This is a genomic window from Enterobacter sp. WI-ESBL-E8 (genome assembly GCF_053364895.1).
In genome coordinates, this window is the sequence record NZ_JBRWXJ010000001.1 from 4880151 (window position 1) to 4901994 (window position 21844).

Sequence of the window (21844 nt, forward strand, 5' to 3'; positions counted from 1 at the left end):
CTACAAAATCGCTACAAACGACCTAAAACGCTAAACCACAAATAATCCAGCGGCAGCAGCACCAGATACGTTGCAATCGCCAGCGCCAGACAGAGTACCATCCCCGCCTTTGCAGGCACCTTCCCTAAGCCCATCGCTACAACAATCGGCGACGCCTGATACGGCAGCAGCGGCGTGGAATAGCCCAGCACCTGGATCATGATCACCGACAGCAGCGGGAAGCCGGTCGCATCCGAAAAACTCTGTGCCAGAGTGGTATACAGCGCCGGAACGCCGTTGGCGGTCATAATGAAGTTGAGCGCTGTGGTGATACCGGTCAGCGCCAGGAAACTGGTGAACGGTCTGTCTGCATCCAGCGGCATAATGCGGAGCAACGCCTCACCCACCGCCGTTCCGATACCGGTTTGCGTCACGACAGTCGCCAGCCCAAGAATACCTGCAACATAGATACAGGTACGCATATTCACCCCCGCAGAAAACTCCTCTCCGGTAATGAATCCAATGCGCGGCAGCATAACGATGACCGATGCCGCCAGCCCCGTCCACGCGGGCCCCATGCCGTGCCAGCTCTCCGTCACCCACATTCCCAGCACCACCGCCAGCAGCCAGGCAAGACGCTTTTCATCCCGGCCCATGGGTTCAGACGGTGCTAGTTCCTTCGGCGGTCTTGGGCTGCCGGGAAAAAGCCAGCAGATCAGGCCGATCAGGATCAGGCCTTTGAGAATACCCAGCACCGGCGTGTGCAGCAGCAGATACGGGACATAGTTCAGATGGATGCCGTACGAACCTTCCGCCGCACCGCTCATCACCAGATTAGGGACGTTAGCAGGCAGGATCGTCGCCGAGAGCTGGAAAGTCCCGAACCCCACCGCCAGCGCCAGACCAAACCAGGCGCGGGAGCCGTCAGGGATACCGGCACGTTTAGCCATCGCGGCGACAATCGGCATCAGCAGCGCAATACGTCCCATATTCGACGGCATCACAAACGCCAGCGCGTAGCTCAGCAGCACCACGCTCGCCACCATCAATACCCAGGAGTCGGTGAGCTTTGCGGACAACGCCCGGGCGGCCCTGTCCGCCAGTCCGGTTTTACGTATCGCCACGCCGAGCACAAAGCCGCTGAAGACCAGCCAGAAGGCCGACGAGGCAAATCCGCCGAAGACCGTCTCCGGCGGGGCAATTTTCGCGGTCATCGCCGCCGTGAAGAACAGCAGCGCGGTGATAAATTCCGGCAATAGCGACGTCGCCCACAGCACGATGGTAACGCCAACGATCAGTGAGGGCAGCAGCAGAGGATACGTTAACCAGAGCGACATACCTGTCTCCTGTAGAATTTTTCAGCAAGTCTACGGCGACAGGCAGGACGAGTAAACGCTATTTATAGTGGGGTCACTTCAGGATATCGCATTGATGATCCTGCAATTCCTCAGCCGACGCGCGGTTCAGCATCAGCAGGTTGCGCTCGGTTGCCAGCAACACAAACGAGCCGTCCGACTGCTGCGCCATCGCCAGCGCGAAACGCCCCATATGGTCGCGCGCTTCCGGCAGCTCTTCTGCCAGCATCATAAACGGGCTGCGCTGGACCAGTTCATTCTCCGTCACCCGACGAGCAAGATACTCATGCCCTTCCAGCCCGCCCGGGAACGGTAGCCACTGGGTGGTGATTTCTCCCTGAGCCGCATTGAGCTTCTCACGCACGTCCGGGCGCAGGCAGGAGATATGAATATGAAAATGATTTTGCGTACGGCCCGTCGGGGAGTTGATCGTCAGCGAAATGGCGCTGTCAGGGACCTCGGAGCCACGCTTCAACGTCATAAAGCTTCGCGACTGCCAGGCCAGCCAGAAAAAATTCGGCGTATGTGATTCGGTCAAAAGCGGGCTTTCGGTGCCGTTGATGCGGTAGGTTGGCATCAGCAGATACTGCAGCGGCCCGTTGCGGTCTTTAAACACCACGTAGCCTGCATCCGTTTTCACCTGCGCACACGGCGCCGGGTTACGGTTCTGGATTTGATTCGGCACACACTGGTCGAGAACGATATGTCGCAACGCATTCGGATTACCCGCCTTCATCCAGTACACGCCGCCAGCGGCAAGGGCAATCAGGATCAATACGATAATTTTCTTCACAACGCGTTCCCTGTTTTCAATAGAGGCAAAAGAGTAACGCAAAATGATGACCAAATAAAAAACCCGGCGGATTTCTCACGCCGGGTTACCGTATCATTGGCTAATGGTTAGCGCTGGCTAATCTGGTCGAAAGTGCCGCCGTTAGAGAAGTGCTCTTTCTGCGCTTTCGTCCAGCCGCCGAACTCGTCATCAATGGTGAAGAGCTTCAGTTTAGGGAAGACGCTTTCGTATTTCTTCGCAACTGCCGGATCGCGTGGGCGATAGAAGTTCTTCGCCGCAATTTCCTGGCCTTCTGGCGAGTAGAGATACTTCAGGTACGCTTCAGCTACCGCTTTGGTGTCTTTCTTCTCAACCACTTTATCGACTACAGAGACGGTCGGCTCAGCCAGAATAGATTCGCTTGGGGTCACAATCTCAAACTTGTCTTTACCCAGCTCGTTGGTAGCCAGCAGGGCTTCGTTTTCCCATGCGATCAGCACGTCGCCAATCCCGCGCTCGACGAAGGTGTTGGTGGCGCCACGCGCGCCGGAGTCCAGCACCTCAACGTTTTTATACAGCGCTTTCACGAATTCCTGCGCTTTGGCCTGGTCGCCATTGTTGTGATGCAGCGCGTAGCCCCACGCGCCCAGGTAGTTCCAGCGAGCGCCGCCAGAGCTTTTCGGATTAGGCGTGATAACTGACACGCCAGGTTTAATCAGGTCGTTCCAGTCATGGATCTGTTTCGGGTTGCCTTTACGCACCAGGAAAACAATGGTCGAGGTGTATGGCGCGGAGTTATCCGGCAGGCGTTTGATCCAGTTTTTGTCGATGCGGCCACGCTCGGCGATAGCGTCAACATCGTAGGCCAGCGCCAGGGTCACCACGTCGGCTTCAATACCGTTGATGACGGAGGTCGCCTGCTTGCCAGAACCACCGTGAGACTGGCGAACCACGACATTATCGCCGGTTTCCTGCTTCCAGTGTGCCGCAAACGCTTTGTTGTATTGCTCGTACAGTTCACGCGTCGGGTCGTATGACACGTTCAGTAACTGGATGTCCTTAGCCAGAACGCTGGTCGATGCCAGCAATAATGTAAAACCCACGCCCCATTTATTCATCGCCCAGCTCTCTTATGTAGTGTTTTGATGAATGCAGCGTGCCAGAAAGCGAATCGAGGATTAAAGAATAAAAAAAGATTGGCTATAACTTTGAGGAATAAAAAGACAAACTCTGCGAACAAAAAAGCCCGGTGGCGCTTCGCTTACCGGGCCTACGAACCGTGCTTTTGTAGGCCGGGTAAGGCGAAGCCGCCACCCGGCACAATACAAACGCCGATCAGTACAGTTTTTTAGCGCAGTCCAGCCAGTCACCTTTAAACGGACGCTTCATGTTTTCAATGGCGTCGATGATGTCATGGTGAACCAGTTTTTCGTTTTGAATACCGACGCAGCGGCCACCGTGGCCCTGCAGCAGCAGATCGATAGCGTACGCGCCCATACGGGATGCCAGGATACGGTCATAAGGGCCTGGAGAACCGCCACGCTGGATGTGACCCAGAACGGTTGCGCGGGTTTCGCGCTTGGTTTCCGCTTCGATGTACTTCGCCAGTTCGTCAACGTCACAGATGTGCTCGGTGATAGCCACGATCGCGTGTTTTTTACCTTTCGCGATGCCCGCTTTGATTTCAGCCACCAGATCTTCACGGCTAAATTCGACTTCTGGCACGACGATAAACTCACAGCCGCCCGCAATGGCTGCCGCCAGAGTCAGGTCGCCGCAGTAACGGCCCATCACTTCTACGATGGAGATACGCTGGTGAGAAGACGAGGTGTCACGCAGACGGTCAATCGCTTCAACAACGGTACCCAGCGCAGTAAAGAAGCCGATCGTGTAGTCAGTGCCTTTGATGTCGTTGTCGATAGTACCTGGCAGGCCGATGCACGGGAAGCCCATTTCGGTCAGACGTTTTGCGCCCATATAGGAGCCGTCACCACCGATAACCACCAGGGCATCCAGGCCGCGTTTTTTCATGTTTTCGATAGCCACTTCACGAACGTGTTCATCACGGAATTCCGGGAAGCGCGCAGAACCGAGGAAAGTACCGCCACGGTTGATCATGTCAGACACGCTGTAGCGGTCTAGCTGAACCATACGATCTTCATACAGGCCCAGATAACCGTCATAAACGCCAAAAACTTCCAGGCCTTCCGTCAGCGCTGCACGGACAACACCACGGATTGCCGCGTTCATGCCCGGCGCATCACCGCCGCTTGTCAACACACCGATTTTCTTAATCATGACTACCTCTGAACTTAGGAATGCAAAATTGAAATCTGTTGCCGGAAGAAACTTATCGACCAACGAATACTGCAAATAGTATATCAATCCCTTCCAGCTGAATTGATTCAGGTCAGACCAAATGGCGGTAATTTATACACAAAATGCTGGCCTGGCTCACTTTTTTACAACGAATTACGAAAGCCCAACATGTCCGGGTACAACCGAGCAGGGATCCTGGTGAATGATGACGTCTGAACCAGGAAAACGCTGCAAAATCGCCTGCTCGACCTGCTCAGCAATAACGTGAGCCTGAACCAGTGGCAGGTTGTCTTCCATTTCAATATGAATCTGAATAAAGCGGGTCGGCCCTGACTGCCGCGTTCGAAGATCGTGTGCACCGCTGACGCCGGGCCAGGAGGTCACGATAGAAAAAATTTCATTGCGTTCCGAGTCCGGGAGGGCGCGGTCAAGCAGTGATTGCACCGCTTCGTACCCCATCCTCAGGGCGCTATATAAAATATAGATACCAATCCCTAACGCAAACAACGCATCGGCCCGATGCCAGCCATACCAGGCCAGACCGAGCGCAATAAGAATAGCCCCATTCATCATAACATCAGATTGATAATGAAGCATATCCGCCCGTACGGCCTGACTTTGCGTTTTGCGAACAACCCAGCGCTGGAACGTTACCAGAACAAGTGTGCATATAAGTGCAACGATGGTCACAATCACACCCACGCCGGGATCCTTCATCGGAGTCGGCGAGACGAGATGCTGAATGCCGGTTAAAAACAGGAACAGCGCAGAACCGGAAATGAACATACTTTGCGCCAGCGCGGCCAGCGACTCCGCTTTACCGTGCCCAAACGTGTGCTCTTCATCTGCCGGCTGCAGCGAGTAACGCACCACCAGCAGGTTGGTCAACGAGGCGGCAATGTCCACCAGCGAGTCCACCAGCGCAGCCAGAATACTGACCGAGCCGGTATACCACCATGCGAAAACCTTGATGACCAGCAAGCACGACGCCATTATCGTCGCGGCCATCGCAGCCCGGCTTACCAGTCTTCCATAGGATTGATTCATAAACGCTCCTGTCATGTCATGCCGCTAGTATAACGGAAGCACGGGGAGTCTTAGGATGAATAAACGGTTAACAAATCAGAATGCGGGGCAAAAAAAACCCCCACATCATGTGGGGGAAGACAGGGATGGTGTCTATGGCAAGGAAAACAGGGTTTACTGGTTACTACGGGTACTGCTATTGCTACTGAAAAACGTCGTTTCTGAGCTTCGCTGCATCCGTGCAACCTCACGCAGCTGGTCCATTCGCTGCTGATGTTTGGTATTCAAAACCGCTTGCTGCTCGGGCGTTAGCAGGTGGAACATCTGGTTGCGGACCTTCGCCATCTCTACCTGGCGAGCAATCTGTTCCTGTGCCATTTTTTCGGCCTGAGCGCGAACTGCGCTTTCGTCAAAATTTTCTGCGGTGACAAGGCGATGCATTGTCTCCATTTCGCTAACATTAACAGGGGGCTGGTCATGTCTTGCCCTCTGCATCAGATCTCGCATCTGTTGACGCTGATGTTCGGTTAAACTTATGCCGTCAAACATATGGCTTTGGCTACTGTGCTGCGTTGTGTCCTCTTTTGAGGAACCGTTATCGCTGATGATAGCTACAGCAGCCTGGCTAAACGCACTGAACGCCAGCGTTGAGGCCATGACGGCAGCGGTAACTTTGCGCATCACTTGCTCCCAAAATCTTTCGTGTCGCGATTCAACGAGAGACAGTCTACGATTCAGGCTGCAAACATGCGTCAGGGGGTGTAAAACAACGTAAAGTCATGGATTAGACAGCCTTGATGTCGTAATTTCTGCCTCGGAGGTATTTAAACAATGAATAAAATCCTGTTAGTTGATGATGACCGAGAGCTCACATCCCTTTTAAAGGAGTTGCTCGACATGGAAGGTTTCAACGTTCTGGTTGCCCATGATGGCGAGCAGGCGCTGAGTCTCCTTGACGACAGCATCGATTTACTTTTGCTCGACGTGATGATGCCAAAGAAGAACGGTATCGATACGTTGAAAGAGCTTCGCCAGACACACCAGACTCCCGTTATCATGCTGACCGCGCGCGGCAGCGAACTTGACCGCGTACTTGGCCTTGAGCTGGGCGCGGATGACTATTTACCCAAGCCGTTTAACGACCGTGAACTGGTTGCCCGTATTCGCGCTATCCTGCGACGTTCCCACTGGAGCGAGCAGCAGCAAAATACCGACAACAGCTCACCCACCCTTGAAGTTGACTCCCTGAGCCTGAACCCGGGCCGCCAGGAAGCGAGCTTCGATGGTCAGACGCTGGAACTCACCGGCACGGAGTTCACCCTGCTTTATCTGCTGGCGCAGCATCTCGGCCAGGTGGTATCGCGTGAACATTTAAGTCAGGAAGTGCTGGGCAAACGCCTCACCCCGTTTGACCGCGCCATCGACATGCACATCTCTAACCTGCGCCGTAAGCTGCCGGAGCGTAAAGACGGTCACCCATGGTTTAAAACCCTGCGTGGTCGCGGTTATCTGATGGTTTCCGCTTCATGATAGGAAGCTTAACCGCCCGCATCTTCGCCATCTTCTGGCTGACGCTGGCACTGGTTTTAATGCTCGTACTGATGTTGCCAAAACTCGACTCACGCCAGATGACGGAGCTTCTCGACAGCGAGCAACGTCAGGGCGTGATGATCGAGCAGCACGTGGAAGCCGAGCTGGCAAACGATCCGCCGAACGATTTGATGTGGTGGCGCAGGCTGTTTCGCGCTATCGACAAGTGGGCGCCGCCCGGGCAACGTCTTTTGCTGGTCACCAGCGAAGGCCGCGTGATTGGGGCCGATCGCAACGAGATGCAAATCATCCGCAACTTCATTGGCCAGGCGGATAACGCCGATCACCCCCAGAAGAAGAAATATGGCCGCGTAGAGATGGTGGGGCCTTTCTCCGTCAGGGACGGGGAGGATAATTATCAGCTCTACCTGATCCGCCCGGCGAGCAACTCCCAGTCCGATTTTATCAACCTGCTGTTTGACCGTCCGCTTCTGCTGCTGATTGTTACCATGCTGGTCAGCTCGCCGCTGCTGTTATGGCTGGCGTGGAGCCTGGCAAAACCGGCGCGTAAGCTGAAAAACGCCGCTGACGAGGTGGCTCAGGGTAACTTGCGACAGCATCCTGAACTGGAAGCCGGACCGCAGGAGTTCCTGGCCGCCGGGACCAGTTTTAACCAGATGGTGAGCGCGCTCGATCGCATGATGACGGCGCAGCAACGCCTGCTGTCGGATATCTCGCACGAGCTGCGCACCCCGCTCACGCGCTTACAGCTCGGCACCGCGCTACTGCGTCGCCGCAGCGGTGAGAGCAAGGAGCTGGAGCGTATTGAAACGGAAGCTCACCGCCTGGACAGCATGATCAACGACCTGCTCGTCATGTCGCGCAACCAGCAGAAAAACGCGCTGGTCAGCGAAACGGTGAAAGCCAATCATCTGTGGCATGAAGTGCTGGATAACGCGGCGTTCGAAGCGGAACAGATGGGCAAATCGTTCACCGTCAACTTCCCGCCGGGGCCATGGCCGCTGTACGGTAACCCCAACACGCTGGAAAGCGCGCTGGAGAATATCGTGCGTAACGCCCTGCGCTACTCGCATACGAAGATTGAAGTGGCGTTTTCGGTGGATAAAGACGGGATTACGGTCATTGTCGATGATGATGGTCCTGGCGTGAGCCCGGAAGATCGCGAGCAGATTTTCCGTCCGTTCTACCGCACCGACGAGGCGCGCGACCGCGAGTCTGGCGGTACGGGGCTAGGTCTGGCGATTGTTGAAACCGCCATGCAGCAGCACCGCGGCTGGGTCAAAGCCGACGACAGCCCGCTGGGCGGATTGCGGTTAACGCTGTGGCTGCCGCTGTATAAGCGTTCGTAGTTTCCCTCTGGCACTGTATTGTAGGCCCGGTAAGCGCAGCGCCACCGGGCAATAACAGGCGCAGGGGCAAAAATGCCGGGTGGCGGCTTCGCCTTACCCGGCCTACTCTCTACGGGGACTATTTCCCCCACAATCTCCGCGAATTATCCTCAATCTTGCCGCTTAAGCGCCGCTTCTGCATCGTTCTCGTCCAGCTTGTCGACAATCCAGCCGCCGACAGCAGGCGGTGATACTGCTCGTCGTCGAACGGCATATGCCAGGCAATCGCGCAGGCCTCATACACGGAGACATCGCTCAGGCGCGATGCCAGCACCAGCGGTGCATCCGCTGATACCTGCCCTGCCAGCACCACGCGGTACAGCCAGCCTGTTTTACCCGTGCTTTGCAGCTGCTCGGACATATCCTGAATGCCGAAATGGAAGTTGAGCTTGAAGCACGGGGAGCGCGGCTGCGTCACCTGAATCAGGGCATCGCCCCAGCGGTAGATATCACCAATAAACACGTTCTTTTCGGTCAGCCCTTCGGTGGAGAGGTTCTCGCCAAACGCGGGGGCGACGAAGAGATCAGCCTGCTCGGGGAACTCGGTTCTCCAGTGCTGATAGTGTTCGCGCGGGTAGTGGCACAGCGCGCGCTCTGGCCCGCCGTGGATTTTCTTTTCGGCCTGCTCGTCACCGGCAAGCCCGAGGTCGGTTAGCGTCAGCTCACCGTCGACCTGAATTTTGGCGATGGCGCTCGGGCGGCTGCCGTCGTATTCCCTTACCTTGCCTGTAAATACATTCACCGGATAATGCATCGCTGCTCCTTTCTGCAGATACAAAAAAAGCGAGTCATCAGACTCGCTTCTCACAGGCGTCAATGCAACCTTATTTTTTAGCGGCGAAACGCGCTGCTGCTTCGTCCCAGTTCACCACGTCCCAGAAGGCTTTGATGTAGTCCGGGCGACGGTTCTGGAATTTCAGGTAGTAAGCGTGTTCCCACACGTCCAGACCCAGGATTGGGAAACCGGATGCGCCAGAGATCGCTTCACCCATCAGCGGGGAGTCCTGGTTAGCGGTAGAAACCACCGCCAGTTTGTCACCTTTCAGTACCAGCCACGCCCAGCCAGAGCCGAAACGGGTTGCAGCGGCTTTTTCGAATTCCGCTTTGAAGTTGTCAACGGAACCGAAGTCGCGCTCGATAGCCGCTTTCAGGTCGCCCTGCAGAGTGGTACCGGTTTTCAGGCCTTTCCAGAACAGGCTGTGGTTAGCGTGACCGCCAGCGTTGTTGCGCAGAACGGTTTTCTTGTCCGCTGGCAGCTGGTCCAGCTTGGTGATCAGTTCTTCAGCAGACAGGTTAGCGAACTCTGGCAGGCTTTCCAGCGCGGCGTTCGCGTTGTTCACATAGGTCTGGTGGTGTTTAGTGTGATGGATTTCCATCGTCTGCTTGTCGAAATGCGGTTCCAGTGCGTCGTAGGCATACGGCAGGGATGGCAGTGTATAACTCATAATCCTCTCCATTATTGTCGGGCGGCACAGCTGTTAATGCCGCGTAAGCAGTTGGTTCATTATAGTTAATTAAATGATATTGAAAATGATTATCAATGCCGTAGTTTTTATAAGGTTATTCAGGTTTTGTCTAATCACAAAATTGTGAGTCTGCTCACCCGGTTAACGTGCTGATTGCCATCCAGAACAAAAGCGCGGCAACCTTCTGAAGGTTCCTGAACCGCCTAATTTTTACACTCATCAAGTCGGGGGGAAGCCACCGGCTATAAAAACGATGAGGACGTAAAAATGAATCATGCGATTACGATGGGTATCTTCTGGCATTTAATAGGCGCGGCCAGTGCAGCCTGTTTCTATGCCCCGTTCAAAAAGGTGAAAGGGTGGTCGTGGGAAACCATGTGGTCGGTTGGCGGTACCGTGTCCTGGCTGATTTTGCCGTGGACCATTAGCGCCATGCTGCTCCCGGATTTCTGGGGCTATTTCACCTCCTTCAATGCCTCCACCTTGCTGCCGGTGTTTCTGTTCGGCGCGATGTGGGGCATCGGCAACATCAACTACGGCCTGACCATGCGCTATCTCGGGATGTCGATGGGTATCGGCATCGCGATTGGCATTACGCTGATCGTTGGCACGCTGATGACGCCCATTCTTAACGGCAATGTTGACGTATTGATCAACACCAAAGGCGGGCAGATGACGCTGCTGGGCGTGCTCGTCGCGGTGATCGGCGTGGGTATCGTCACCCGCGCGGGTCAGTTGAAAGAGCGCAAGATGGGCATCAAAGCCGAAGACTTTAATCTAAAGAAAGGACTGCTGCTGGCAGTGATGTGCGGCATCTTCTCGGCGGGAATGTCGTTCGCCATGAACGCCGCGAAGCCCATGCACGAAGCGGCCGCCGCGCTGGGCGTCGACCCGCTGTACGTGGCACTGCCAAGCTACGTTGTCATCATGGGCGGCGGCGCGCTGGTCAACCTCGGCTTCTGCTTCATTCGTCTGGCAAAAGTGAAGGATTTGTCGGTAAAAGCCGATTTCTCACTGGCAAAATCTTTAATCATCACCAATGTGCTGCTGTCGATGCTGGGCGGCCTCATGTGGTATCTGCAGTTCTTTTTCTACGCCTGGGGCCACGCCAGCATTCCACCGCAGTACGACTACATAAGCTGGATGCTGCACATGAGCTTCTACGTACTGTGTGGCGGACTGGTTGGGCTGGTACTGAAGGAGTGGAATAACGCCGGGCGTCGTCCGGTGGGCGTTCTAAGCCTGGGCTGCGTGGTGATCATCATTGCCGCGAATATTGTCGGCCTCGGCATGGCGAGCTGACTACGCCGCCTTTCGACTGCGATGACGCCACTGAACCGGCGTCATCCCCACCTCGCGGTTAAACACCACCGAAAAGTAATTACTGTCCTCAAATCCGCAGCGCATCGCCACTTCGCTCACCATCAGCTCAGTATGCTGCAACAGGTACTGGGCGTGGCAGATGCGCAGCTGGCGCAGATAGTGGTTCACCGTCATCCCCGTCTGGGTGCGGAACTGCTGGCGCAGCGCGCGCTCGCTGCACTGCTCCTGCTCGCAGAACTTTTCCAGCACGAAACTTTTGTTCAGGCTGCCCGCAAGCCGGGCGATCAGCTTGTCCAGCAGCGCTTCCTGGACGGTTGCGGAGGGGTTATCGGTAGCGTAACGATGGCGTTTGAGGGTCATGACCAGCTGGGCGAACAGCAGTTCCGCCATCGGATTTGCCACCGGATCGTGCTTCTGGCTTTCCTGCTCCATCTGGGAGATCGTCTGGCGCACGTGAGCCATGCCGTTGCTGCTTAAGCGCCAGTGGGGTTCGCCTCTGGTATTGAGAAAACCGGGGATATGGGCCGCCCAGTCGACATTCAGTTTGAACCTGTCCGGGCAATAGATAACGTTCTGCAACACCAGATCGTTAACCGAGGCGTAAGCGTGTTTGTCTTCGGCGCGGATGTAAAACAGATCGCCACGCGTGATGCGGTAGGGCCGGTCGTTAAGGATGTGTAAGCCGTTGCCGCGCCACACCAGCACCAGCTCGCAAAACTCGTGGGTATGCTCGGCAAAGACATTTTGCGGATAGCGGTCGGCCACCGCGACGGCCTGGCTCGCGGTGGCAAAAAAATCATCTTTGCGAAGTATTAACTGAGCGGCCACACCACAACCTCTACGGTGAATAACCGGACATTATTAGCCTTTTTACGGCAATAAAACGGTGATTGCCTTCGCGTTACTGGAGCGAAGCATCCTTCCCCTGACGGATATCGCGCGGCGACCAGCTAAACTCGCGGCGAAAAAGCGTCGAAAAGTGATTACTGTCGCCGAAACCGCAGCGATAGGCGATATCCGTGACGCTTTCGTCGGTGTGACGTAAAAGGTGACGCGCTTTGATCAGGCGCAGGCGGTTGAGGTAGCGCTGCGGCGTGAGCCCGGTGTACTGCTTCAGCTGACGATGGAGCGTGCGTAACGACAGCGAAAAATCATCCGCCAGCGCTTCCCAGCATACGTCCTCAGCGAAATGGTCCTCCAGCCAGGCCATCAACTGGTTCAGCCGCGCGTCGTTATTTGCCAGCCCTTCCACCAGGCTGCTGCGACGCAGCAGAACCAGCAGCTGCATAAACAGCAGCTCGCGGGTGGCAATGGCATGTGTCTCCTGCCCGTCCTCGCTCTGCTCCATTTGATTCACCAACTGACGCACCTGCTGCAACGTGGACTGATTCACCCGCCAGTGAGACGGGTAGTGTCCATCCTGCTCCTGGGGCAGTAGCTTGTTTAACCCCGACAGAAACTGGAACGCGTCCGGCGAACGATAGAGCACGTTGGTGAGGCACAGGTTATCGGTATGTTCATACAAATGCCTGTCGTGGTCGCGCACGAAGCACACCATACCGCCGCTGATGGTGTACGGCTGGCCGTTGAAGACATGAATGCCCGTTCCATGCTCGACAATCACAATTTCATGAAAATCATGATGATGTTCAGGAAACGCAGCCTGCGGGAGCCGTGGCTCAATCGCCACCGGAGACGTTCCCGACGGGAAAAAATCGACGCTGTGCAGTACGGTCATAACGGCTCCCACCAATGAGAAAAGTTCTCAAAATAGTAATTAAGGCCTTCCGTACTCACCTTAAATTTTTGACAGCAAACGTCGCAAAAGCTGTCCGTTTTTCAAGAAACAGACGAAAAAATCGGGAAATGCGGTCAGCGTCACATTGCCCTAAAACCCCGCCATGACTGGAAATTGTGAACTCCCTCACGTTCATCTTTGCTTTCTTGCCAGCGCGAGATTTGTGCTGTCAGTGATGAGAAGGTGGTCTTTTCTTCCCTTTTTTACACTCAGCACCAATGACTTAAGAAGGGACCTGACCATGACTTTTCGCCATTGTGTGGCTGTCGATTTAGGCGCATCCAGCGGCCGCGTAATGCTCGCCACCTGGGACTGCAGCGAGCGCACATTTACGCTTCGCGAAATGCACCGTTTCGCCAACTGCCTGCAAAAACAGGACGGTTTTGATACCTGGGATATTGATGCCCTGGAAGCGGAGATCCGCACCGGGCTGAACAACGTCTGCAACGACGGCATACGCATCGACAGCATCGGTATTGATACCTGGGGCGTGGACTACGTTCTGCTCGACAGCCACGGCGAACGCATTGGCTTGCCCGTCTCGTATCGCGACAGCCGCACCGATGGGCTGATGGCGCACGCCATCGCACAGCTTGGCAAGGAAAACATTTATGGCCGCAGCGGCATACAGTTTCTGCCGTTTAACACGCTGTATCAGCTGCGCGCGCTGGTTAAGCAGCAGCCGGAGCTGGTCAAAAAGGTGGCGCACGCGCTGCTGATCCCGGACTACTTAAGCTACAGGCTGACCGGCAACATGAACTGGGAATACACCAACGCCACCACCACGCAGCTGGTCAACATCAACACCGATAGCTGGGATGAACACCTGCTGGCCTGGACGGGCGCCTCGCCTTCCTGGTTCGGCGCGCCGACCCATCCGGGGAATGTGATCGGTTACTGGATTTGCCCGCAGGGGAATGAAATCCCGGTGGTTGCCGTCGCCAGTCACGATACCGCCAGCGCGGTGATTGCATCCCCGCTGGCCAGTAAAGACGCGGCCTACCTCTCTTCCGGCACCTGGTCGCTGATGGGCTTTGAGAGCAAAACGCCTTACACCAGCGACGCCGCTCTGGCGGCGAACATCACTAACGAAGGCGGTGCCGAAGGACGCTACCGCGTGCTGAAGAACATCATGGGTCTCTGGCTGCTCCAGCGGATACTGAAAGAGCAGCACATTTCCGACCTGCCTGCGCTTATCGCAGAAACCGAAAAGCTGAAGGCCTGTACGTTCCTGATCAACCCGAACGACGACCGCTTTATTAACCCGGTGCATATGAGCGCCGAAATCCAGGCCGCCTGTTTCGAAGCAGGGCAGCCGGTGCCCTCCAGTCCTGCCGAGCTGGCGCGCTGCATTTTTGACAGCCTCGCCCTACTCTACGCGGATGTCCTGAGCGAGCTGGCGAGCCTTCGCGGCAAACCGTTCAGCCAACTGCATATCGTGGGCGGCGGCTGCCAGAACCATCTGCTGAACCAGCTCTGCGCCGATGCCTGCGGTATCACCGTGGTGGCAGGTCCAGTGGAGGCTTCGACGCTCGGCAACATCGGTATTCAGCTAATGACTCTGGACGAACTTTCAGACGTCGACGAATTCCGTTCGGTGGTCACCGCGAATACCCGCCTGACCACCTTCATCCCTAATCCCTGCCATGAAATTGCCCGCTACCGGGCGCAGTTTCAGCAAAAACGACTGACTAAGGAGCTTTGCGCATGACTACTCACCTTCAACAAGCCTGGGACCTGGCTAAACAGCGTTTCGCCGCCGTCGGCGTAGATGTCGAAGCGGCGCTGCGCCAGCTCGACCGTTTGCCGGTCTCCATGCACTGCTGGCAGGGCGATGACGTCGCCGGTTTCGAGAACCCAGGCGGCTCTCTGACGGGCGGCATTCAGGCGACGGGTAACTACCCGGGCAAAGCGCGCAACGCTACCGAACTGCGTGCCGACCTGGAGCTGGCCCTGAGCCTGATCCCGGGGCCAAAACGCCTGAACCTGCACGCGATCTATCTGGAGTCCGACGAACCGGTGGCGCGTAACGAGATCAAACCGGAACACTTCAAAAACTGGGTTGAATGGGCGAAAGCCAACAAGCTGGGCCTGGACTTTAACCCCTCCTGCTTCTCGCACCCGCTGAGCGCGGACGGTTTTACCCTCGCGCATGCCAACGACGAAATCCGTCAGTTCTGGATCGACCACGTAAAAGCCAGCCGCCGCGTCTCGGCCTGGTTTGGCGAGCAGCTTGGCACGCCGTCGGTAATGAACATCTGGATCCCGGACGGCATGAAGGACATCACCGTCGACCGCCTGGCCCCGCGTCAGCGCTTGCTGGCCGCGCTGGATGAGGCCATCAGCGAAAAACTGGATCCGGCGCACCACATCGACGCGGTGGAGAGCAAGCTGTTCGGCATCGGCGCGGAGAGCTACACCGTCGGCTCAAACGAGTTCTATATGGGTTACGCCACCAGCCGCCAGACCGCGCTGTGCCTGGATGCCGGCCACTTCCATCCGACTGAGGTGATCTCCGACAAAATCTCCGCCGCCATGCTCTTCGTACCGCGTCTGCTGCTGCACGTCAGCCGTCCGGTGCGCTGGGACAGCGACCACGTGGTGCTGCTGGATGACGAAACCCAGGCGATTGCCAGCGAAATCATCCGTCACGACCTCTTTGACCGCGTGCACATTGGCCTCGACTTCTTCGATGCCTCCATTAACCGCATCGCGGCATGGGTGATCGGCACCCGCAACATGAAAAAAGCCCTGCTGCGCGCGCTGCTGGAGCCTGTCGCGGCGCTGAAACAGCTGGAAGCAAACGGCGACTACACCGCGCGCCTGGCGCTGCTGGAAGAGCAAAAATCCCTGCCGTGGCAGGCGGTGTGGGAGATGTACTGCCAGCGTCACGACGCGCCGGCAGGCAGCCAGTGGCTGGACAACGTGCGGGCGTATGAGAAAGACGTTCTCGTCGCGCGTCAGTAAAAAACATTGCCCGGCGGCGCTTCGCTTGCCGGGCCTACAGGTAAGAGTAGGCCGGGTAAGCGTAGCGCCACCCGGCATCTTCAAAGGAACCATAGTATGCAGACCATCTCCAATTCCTGGTTCGTCCAGGGCATGATCAAAGCCACCTCCGACGCCTGGCTGAAGGGCTGGGACGAGCGCAACGGCGGCAACCTGACGCTGCGCCTGGACGACGCGGATATCGAACCGTTCGCGGCCGATTTCCACCAGAAGCCGCGCTATATCGCGCTGAGCCAGCCGATGCCGCTACTCGCCAACACGCCGTTTATCGTCACCGGTTCCGGTAAGTTCTTCCGTAACGTCCAGCTCGATCCAGCGGCCAACCTCGGCGTGGTGAAGGTGGACAGCGACGGCGCGGGCTATCACATCCTGTGGGGCCTGACCGACGAGGCGGTGCCCACCTCCGAACTGCCGGCGCACTTCCTCTCCCACTGCGAGCGCATCAAGGCAACTAACGGCAAAGACCGCGTCATTATGCACTGCCACGCCACCAACCTGATCGCCCTGACCTACGTGCTGGAAAACAGCTCCGATTTCATCACCCGCAAGCTATGGGAAGGCAGTACCGAGTGTCTGGTGGTGTTCCCGGACGGCGTAGGCATTCTGCCCTGGATGGTACCGGGTACCGACGAAATCGGCCAGGCAACCGCCCGGGATATGCAAAAACATTCGCTGGTGCTGTGGCCGTTCCACGGCGTGTTCGGCAGCGGCCCTACGCTTGATGAAACCTTCGGCCTGATCGACACCGCCGAGAAATCAGCGGAAGTGCTGGTGAGGGTGTACTCCATGGGCGGTATGAAGCAAACCATTACCCGTGAAGAGCTTATTGCGCTCGGCAAGCGTTTCGGCGTAACCCCGCTCCGGTCAGCGCTGGAAATATATGCATAAACCCTCGCTGACCGGACGGTACGGGCGATAGTTAAGGAGAATTATCATGAGCTTTATGTTGGCACTTCCAAAAATCAGCCTGCACGGCGCGGGCGCTATTGGCGACATGGTCAACCTGGTGGCGAACAAACGGTGGGGCAAAGCGCTGATTGTCACCGACGGTCAGCTGGTAAAGCTGGGCCTGCTGGACGGTCTGTTTACCGCGCTGGATGCGCACCAGATGTCATATCAGCTGTTTGACGCGGTCTTTCCCAACCCAACGGAGGCGCTGGTACAGAAGGGTTTCGCGGCATACCGGGAAGCCGCGTGTGATTACATTATCGCCTTCGGCGGCGGCAGCCCAATTGATACCGCCAAGGCGATTAAAATCCTCACCGCCAACCCCGGCCCGTCAACCGATTATTCCGGCGTCGGCAAGGTGAAAAATGCGGGCGTGCCGCTGGTGGCGATCAACACCACCGCAGGCACGGCAGCGGAGATGACCAGCAACGCGGTAATCATCGACTCCGCGCGTCAGGTGAAAGAGGTGATTATTGACCCGAACATCATCCCGGATATCGCCGTGGACGATGCCAGCGTCATGCTGGATATTCCTGCCTCCGTGACCGCCGCAACCGGTATGGATGCCTTGACCCACGCCATTGAAGCCTACGTGTCCGTTGGCGCGCACCCGCTGACTGATGCCAACGCGCTGGAAGCGATTCGCCTGATCAACCTGTGGCTGCCGGAAGCGGTCAACAACGGTCATAACCTTGAAGCGCGCGAGCAAATGGCGTTTGGTCAGTATCTGGCGGGCATGGCGTTTAACAGTGCGGGTCTCGGCCTTGTGCATGCTTTGGCGCACCAGCCGGGCGCGACGCACAACCTGCCGCACGGCGTGTGCAACGCTATCCTGCTGCCGATCGTTGAAAACTTTAACCGCCCGAACGCGGTCGTCCGCTTCGCCCGCGTGGCGCAGGCGATGGGCGTAGACACCCGCGGCATGAGTGATGACGCGGCCAGCATGTCCGCCATTCAGGCGATTCGCGACCTGAGCGCTCGCGTCGGCATCCCTGCGGGCTTCAGCCAGCTCGGCGTGACCAAAGCCGATATTGAAGGCTGGCTGGATAAAGCCCTCGCCGATCCCTGTGCGCCATGCAATCCGCGCCCCGCCAGCCGTGAGGAAGTTCGCGAGCTCTATCTGGAGGCCCTATGATCCGCAAAGCGTTTGTGATGCAGGTGAACCCGAATGCGCACGAGGAGTACGCGCGTCGCCACAATCCGATTTGGCCCGAGCTGGAAAAGGTGCTGAAAGCCCACGGCGCGCACCACTACGCCATCTATCTCGACAAAGCCCGCAACCTGCTGTTTGCAACCGTGGAGATTGAATCGGAGGAGCGCTGGAACGCGGTAGCGAATACCGACGTCTGCCAGCGCTGGTGGAAGCATATGGGTGACGTTATGCCGTCGAACCCGGATAACAGCCCGGTGAGTGCGGAGCTGGAAGAGGTGTTTTACCTGGACTGATGTGTTAACGCTGCTGCCCCCGAGGCGGCAGCAATCTCCCGCCTGCCACTCAGCGTAAACGCCGACACCACCGTAATCGCCAGCACGAAGCAGCCCAGCATCAGGTACGTCTCCTGGAAGCCGATCCGGTCATACATATTCCCGGCAAAGGCGGAGAGAAAAATCGCCGCCGACTGTTTGGCAAACTGGAAGCCAATCAGGTAGATGGTGGCCGAAAGCCGCGTATCAAACACGCCCGTAATGTACTTGAATGCGCCCACCAGCAGGAACGGGACCTCCAGCGCGTGCAGCATCTTGAGGGCAATCACCTCCACGGCGGTGGTGGCGAACGACGAGCCGATAATGCGCGTCGCCATAATCACCCCGGCGATCAGCAGCGTGTTTTTCGCGCCGATGCGGTTAATGATCCACGGCGAGCAGAACATGATGATGGCGTTACAGATTTCCCCCGCCGTGGTGGCAAAGCCAAAGGCGCGGGTGCCTTCCTGCGGCGTAGCGAAGAAGGTTTTAAAGAAGGTGGCAAACTGCTGGTCAAAAACGTCATACACGCAGGCCACGCCAATCACGTACAGAATGAACATCCACATTCTGCGCTGGCGGAACAGGTTGAACACGGTTTTGGCAGTGATCTGCGGCTGGTTTGCGCCCAGGGCGTTCATTACCTGCGCCGTCTGGTTGGGCTTCGGCTTCGCAACGACCAGCAGCAGCATCAGCAACAGCGCTGCTCCCGAGCCCATCCAGAAAACGTACGACGGATCGATGCCAAAAAGGATGCCGCCCGTTGAGGCGCACAGCCCCCAGCCGAGACAGCCGAACATGCGCGCCTTGCCGTATTCGAAGAAGCTGTTGCGGCTCACGCGCTCGATGTAGGCCTCAATTGCCCCCGATCCCGCCGAGAAGACAAAGCCGATATACAGCCCGCCGCTCAGCGCGCCCAGCCAGATATTGGTTTTCAGCAGCGGCGCGAAGACGTACAGGAAGAACGGCGCGAACAGAAACAGCAGCACCGCGATGATCCACAGCAGGTGTTTTTTCAGCCCAAGCTTGTCCGAAATTACGCCCAGCACCGGCTGGAAGGCGATGGCCGACAGCGAGATGCAGGAGAAGACAATCCCGGTATGGGTTTTATTCAGGCCGATGATGTCCGACAGCCAGATCGGCAGGAACGGAAAGCAGGTGGCCATAATGAAGAAGTAGAGAAAGAAGAACAGCCCGAAGATCCAGAAGTTAGGGTTGTCTTTGTGGGTACAGGTTGTTGTGTTCATTATTTTTATCCTCAACGGAGGGCCGGCTGCCCGGCCCTTCAACCTTACACGCGTTCGACGCCAATCAAAATGGCGGTCTCCGGATCCAGAATCGGCAGCGCAATACCCGCCTGCATCAGCCACTCGCCGCTCACCGTTTGCGGCGCTTCCATCCACGAAGGCAGCTTGCGCATGGTGTGTCCACCCTCACCCGTAATCTGGATGTTCGGGTGATCGAGCAGCGTGATGCGGTACTGCGCGCTGGCGTTTAACCCCGGCATGCGCAGCGGCATCATCAGGGTGTAATCCGGCATCGCAAGCTGGCTGACCATAAACAGCCCCTGCGCTTTGTCTTTGCTCACAATACCCTGTGCCAGGGTGGTAGCGTCCGGCATATCAATACGCCACTGGGTACCATGGTGGATCACCTCGCGCCACTGCTTGTGCAGCGCGGCGTAGTGCCGATAGCCTTCGCGTTCATCTTCATCGACGGTAAGCGGATCCAGCTCCAGCCCCATATGGCCAAACAGGGCCGTCAGCCCGCGAAACTGGATGCTATGCTGGCGGAAGGTGGCGTGGCATTTATGATGACCGATATGCGCGCCCATCACCTCCGGCGGGAAGAAGTAGCTCATGCCGCGCTGGATGGTGTTCCGCTCCAGCGCGTCGTTGTTGTCGGACGCCCAGAAGCGGTGGCTGCGGGTCAGCACTTCGTAATCAATACGCCCGCCGCCCGACGAGCAGGATTCAAACTCAATGTGCGGGAAGCGCTCGCCCAGCACGTCCAGCAGGCGGTAAAACTGGCGTGTCTGCGCATCGGCGGCGGCTTTACCCTTGTGTCCCGGCTGCACCAGCTCGCGGTTCATGTCCCACTTCACGTAGTCGACCGCGTGCTCGCCCAGCAGCCAGCTCATGCGCTCCACGAGGTAGTCAAAGGCTTCCGGAATGTTCAGATTGAGCACCAGCTGATGACGCCCGGTCGCCCGGGCGTAGCCCGGCAGCGCCAGCACCCAGTCAGGGTGCGCGCGGTACAGCTCGGAATCCGGGTTGATCATCTCGGGCTCAACCCAGATGCCAAACTCCATGCCGAGCCGTTTGACGTGGTCGATCACCGGCGTCAGGCCGTTCGGGTATTTTTTTTCGTCCAGATACCAGTCGCCCAGCGCGGCATGGTCGTCGTTGCGGCCTTTGAACCAGCCGTCGTCGATAATAAAGCGTTCCACCCCAAGCGCCGCGGCCTCGTCGGCCATGCGCATGATGTAGTCCGGGTCGTGATTGAAGTAGATCCCTTCCCAGGTATTGAGGTGCACCGGGCGCGGTTTGTCGTCCGGGAAGCGGATAACGTTATCGCGCAGGTAGCGGTGGAACTGCTGGCTCATGCCGTTCAGGCCCCGCGTGGAGTAGCTGGCATACAGGCGCGGCGTCCAGAGCGTGTTGCCCTCTTCAACCGCCATCTCTCCCGGCAGGTAGAGCGCTTCAGCCTGCAGGTAGCGACGACCATCGGTTTTCGCTTCCGCGCGCAGGCGATGGTTGCCGCTCCAGCCCAGATGCACGCCCCAGACGTCGCCCTGCATTTCGCTAAACGACGACGTACCGGCAATCAGCGCCGGGAAGTGCTCGTGGGAGGTTTTACCCCGGCGGTTTTCAATCACGAAGCTGTCATGTTCAAGCCTGACGCGGTGCGGCTGAAATTCTCTGATCCAGCGTCCGTGGAAGGCCATCACCTCCTGCGCGCGTTCGGCCACTGGCAGCGTGACGGCGAAACGGTCCACCTGCCACGGCAGCGCTTTCAGATTGGTCAGGCCGTGACGCACGACCAGCACGCCGCTGGCATCCAGCGCCAGCTCGCTGGTCAGGCGCAGACCCGCATGTGCATCTTCAGCGGTAATCGTCAGGGTGTTTAACGCCTGCTGCACCTGCGTAGTTTTGAACACCGGGGAACCGTCCAGCCCCTGACGATGCCCCTCAATGCCCGGCGAGCCAAACAGGCCGTGCCCCAGCTCCGCCATCAGCGTGACCGGAGAATCGACATCCAGCCTGCCGTTCGCCACCGGGCGCGCAATGCTCAGCACATCGTGTGGCGAAAAGTGCTGAAGGTGCGGCCCCCAGTAGAGAATTTCGGCGAACGGGTGGGTTTTAACCACCACGTCTACCGTATTGCTTTCGAGTCGAAAAATGGAATCTTGCATCAGACATCTCCTGTCGTCGGGATGTCCTGAGTGT

20 protein-coding genes are annotated in these 21844 nt (G+C 57.4%); 8 read left to right on the forward strand and 12 right to left on the reverse strand.

Annotated elements, in window-relative coordinates; all coding sequences use genetic code 11:
- Positions 1-11 precede the first annotated feature (11 nt).
- From ACWHWP_RS23280 to cpxP, 6 genes are all read right to left on the reverse strand, one after another.
- Entirely contained in the window at positions 12-1316 is a 1305-nt protein-coding gene (locus ACWHWP_RS23280) for an SLC13 family permease (RefSeq protein WP_447856546.1), read from the reverse strand.
- A gap of 73 nt (positions 1317-1389) precedes the next feature.
- Complete coding sequence (locus ACWHWP_RS23285) at positions 1390-2127, reverse strand: CDP-diacylglycerol diphosphatase (protein WP_447856547.1); 738 nt, start codon at positions 2125-2127, stop codon at positions 1390-1392.
- Positions 2128-2234: 107 nt separating this feature from the next.
- Complete coding sequence (locus tag ACWHWP_RS23290) at positions 2235-3224, reverse strand: sulfate ABC transporter substrate-binding protein (RefSeq protein ID WP_023333864.1); 990 nt, start codon at positions 3222-3224, stop codon at positions 2235-2237.
- A 217-nt stretch (positions 3225-3441) separates the two neighbouring features.
- Positions 3442-4404, reverse strand: a complete 963-nt coding sequence (gene pfkA / locus ACWHWP_RS23295) for a 6-phosphofructokinase (protein ID WP_023309696.1) — start codon at positions 4402-4404, stop codon at positions 3442-3444.
- A 174-nt stretch (positions 4405-4578) separates the two neighbouring features.
- On the reverse strand, positions 4579-5472 hold the full coding sequence (gene fieF, locus ACWHWP_RS23300) for a CDF family cation-efflux transporter FieF (protein ID WP_047345514.1): 894 nt from the start codon (positions 5470-5472) through the stop codon (positions 4579-4581).
- 153 nt (positions 5473-5625) lie between these two features.
- The gene (gene cpxP / locus ACWHWP_RS23305; protein ID WP_059311790.1) at positions 5626-6132 is read right to left on the reverse strand and encodes a cell-envelope stress modulator CpxP; all 507 of its coding nucleotides are present in this window, start codon (positions 6130-6132) and stop codon (positions 5626-5628) included.
- Positions 6133-6282: 150 nt separating this feature from the next.
- Between cpxP and cpxR the strand changes: the two genes are divergently transcribed.
- Entirely contained in the window at positions 6283-6981 is a 699-nt protein-coding gene (gene cpxR, locus ACWHWP_RS23310; RefSeq protein WP_006179159.1) for an envelope stress response regulator transcription factor CpxR, read from the forward strand.
- On the forward strand, positions 6978-8351 hold the full coding sequence (gene cpxA, locus ACWHWP_RS23315) for an envelope stress sensor histidine kinase CpxA (protein ID WP_023309731.1): 1374 nt from the start codon (positions 6978-6980) through the stop codon (positions 8349-8351). Before cpxR ends, cpxA begins: the two co-directional genes overlap by 4 nt.
- A gap of 118 nt (positions 8352-8469) precedes the next feature.
- Here cpxA and yiiM read toward each other — a convergent pair whose 3' ends face one another.
- Positions 8470-9144, reverse strand: coding sequence for a 6-hydroxyaminopurine reductase (gene yiiM, locus ACWHWP_RS23320; protein ID WP_063958114.1), 675 nt, complete (start codon positions 9142-9144; stop codon positions 8470-8472).
- 70 nt (positions 9145-9214) lie between these two features.
- A complete protein-coding gene (gene sodA, locus ACWHWP_RS23325) occupies positions 9215-9835 on the reverse strand; it encodes a superoxide dismutase [Mn] (RefSeq protein ID WP_004203668.1) in 621 nt (206 codons plus the stop codon).
- 288 nt (positions 9836-10123) lie between these two features.
- Here sodA and rhaT point away from each other — a divergent pair, with 288 nt between their 5' ends.
- The gene (gene rhaT / locus ACWHWP_RS23330; protein WP_447856551.1) at positions 10124-11158 is read left to right on the forward strand and encodes an L-rhamnose/proton symporter RhaT; all 1035 of its coding nucleotides are present in this window, start codon (positions 10124-10126) and stop codon (positions 11156-11158) included.
- Here rhaT and rhaR read toward each other — a convergent pair whose 3' ends face one another.
- Together rhaR and rhaS are read right to left on the reverse strand one after the other, a co-directional pair.
- On the reverse strand, positions 11159-12007 hold the full coding sequence (gene rhaR / locus ACWHWP_RS23335; RefSeq protein ID WP_447856553.1) for an HTH-type transcriptional activator RhaR: 849 nt from the start codon (positions 12005-12007) through the stop codon (positions 11159-11161).
- A 73-nt stretch (positions 12008-12080) separates the two neighbouring features.
- Positions 12081-12917 (reverse strand): HTH-type transcriptional activator RhaS, encoded by an 837-nt coding sequence (gene rhaS, locus ACWHWP_RS23340; RefSeq protein WP_047345518.1) that lies wholly within the window; start codon positions 12915-12917, stop codon positions 12081-12083.
- A gap of 301 nt (positions 12918-13218) precedes the next feature.
- Between rhaS and rhaB the strand changes: the two genes are divergently transcribed.
- The 5 genes from rhaB (at position 13219) to rhaM (ending at position 18377) form a co-directional block, all read left to right on the forward strand.
- Positions 13219-14688: a rhamnulokinase gene (gene rhaB, locus ACWHWP_RS23345; protein ID WP_447856554.1), complete on the forward strand. Its 1470-nt coding sequence runs from the start codon at positions 13219-13221 to the stop codon at positions 14686-14688.
- Positions 14685-15944: an L-rhamnose isomerase gene (gene rhaA / locus ACWHWP_RS23350; RefSeq protein ID WP_447856556.1), complete on the forward strand. Its 1260-nt coding sequence runs from the start codon at positions 14685-14687 to the stop codon at positions 15942-15944. Before rhaB ends, rhaA begins: the two co-directional genes overlap by 4 nt.
- 96 nt (positions 15945-16040) lie before the next feature.
- Positions 16041-16871 (forward strand): rhamnulose-1-phosphate aldolase, encoded by an 831-nt coding sequence (gene rhaD / locus ACWHWP_RS23355; RefSeq protein ID WP_447856558.1) that lies wholly within the window; start codon positions 16041-16043, stop codon positions 16869-16871.
- Positions 16872-16917: 46 nt separating this feature from the next.
- Entirely contained in the window at positions 16918-18066 is a 1149-nt protein-coding gene (gene fucO, locus ACWHWP_RS23360; RefSeq protein WP_447856559.1) for a lactaldehyde reductase, read from the forward strand.
- Entirely contained in the window at positions 18063-18377 is a 315-nt protein-coding gene (gene rhaM / locus ACWHWP_RS23365; protein ID WP_059311781.1) for an L-rhamnose mutarotase, read from the forward strand. The genes fucO and rhaM overlap by 4 nt, the downstream gene beginning before the upstream one ends.
- Here rhaM and ACWHWP_RS23370 read toward each other — a convergent pair.
- Complete coding sequence (locus ACWHWP_RS23370; protein ID WP_042716414.1) at positions 18365-19642, reverse strand: MFS transporter; 1278 nt, start codon at positions 19640-19642, stop codon at positions 18365-18367. The genes rhaM and ACWHWP_RS23370 overlap by 13 nt on opposite strands.
- 44 nt (positions 19643-19686) lie before the next feature.
- Entirely contained in the window at positions 19687-21810 is a 2124-nt protein-coding gene (locus ACWHWP_RS23375; RefSeq protein ID WP_447856561.1) for an alpha-galactosidase, read from the reverse strand.
- Positions 21811-21844 lie beyond the last annotated feature (34 nt).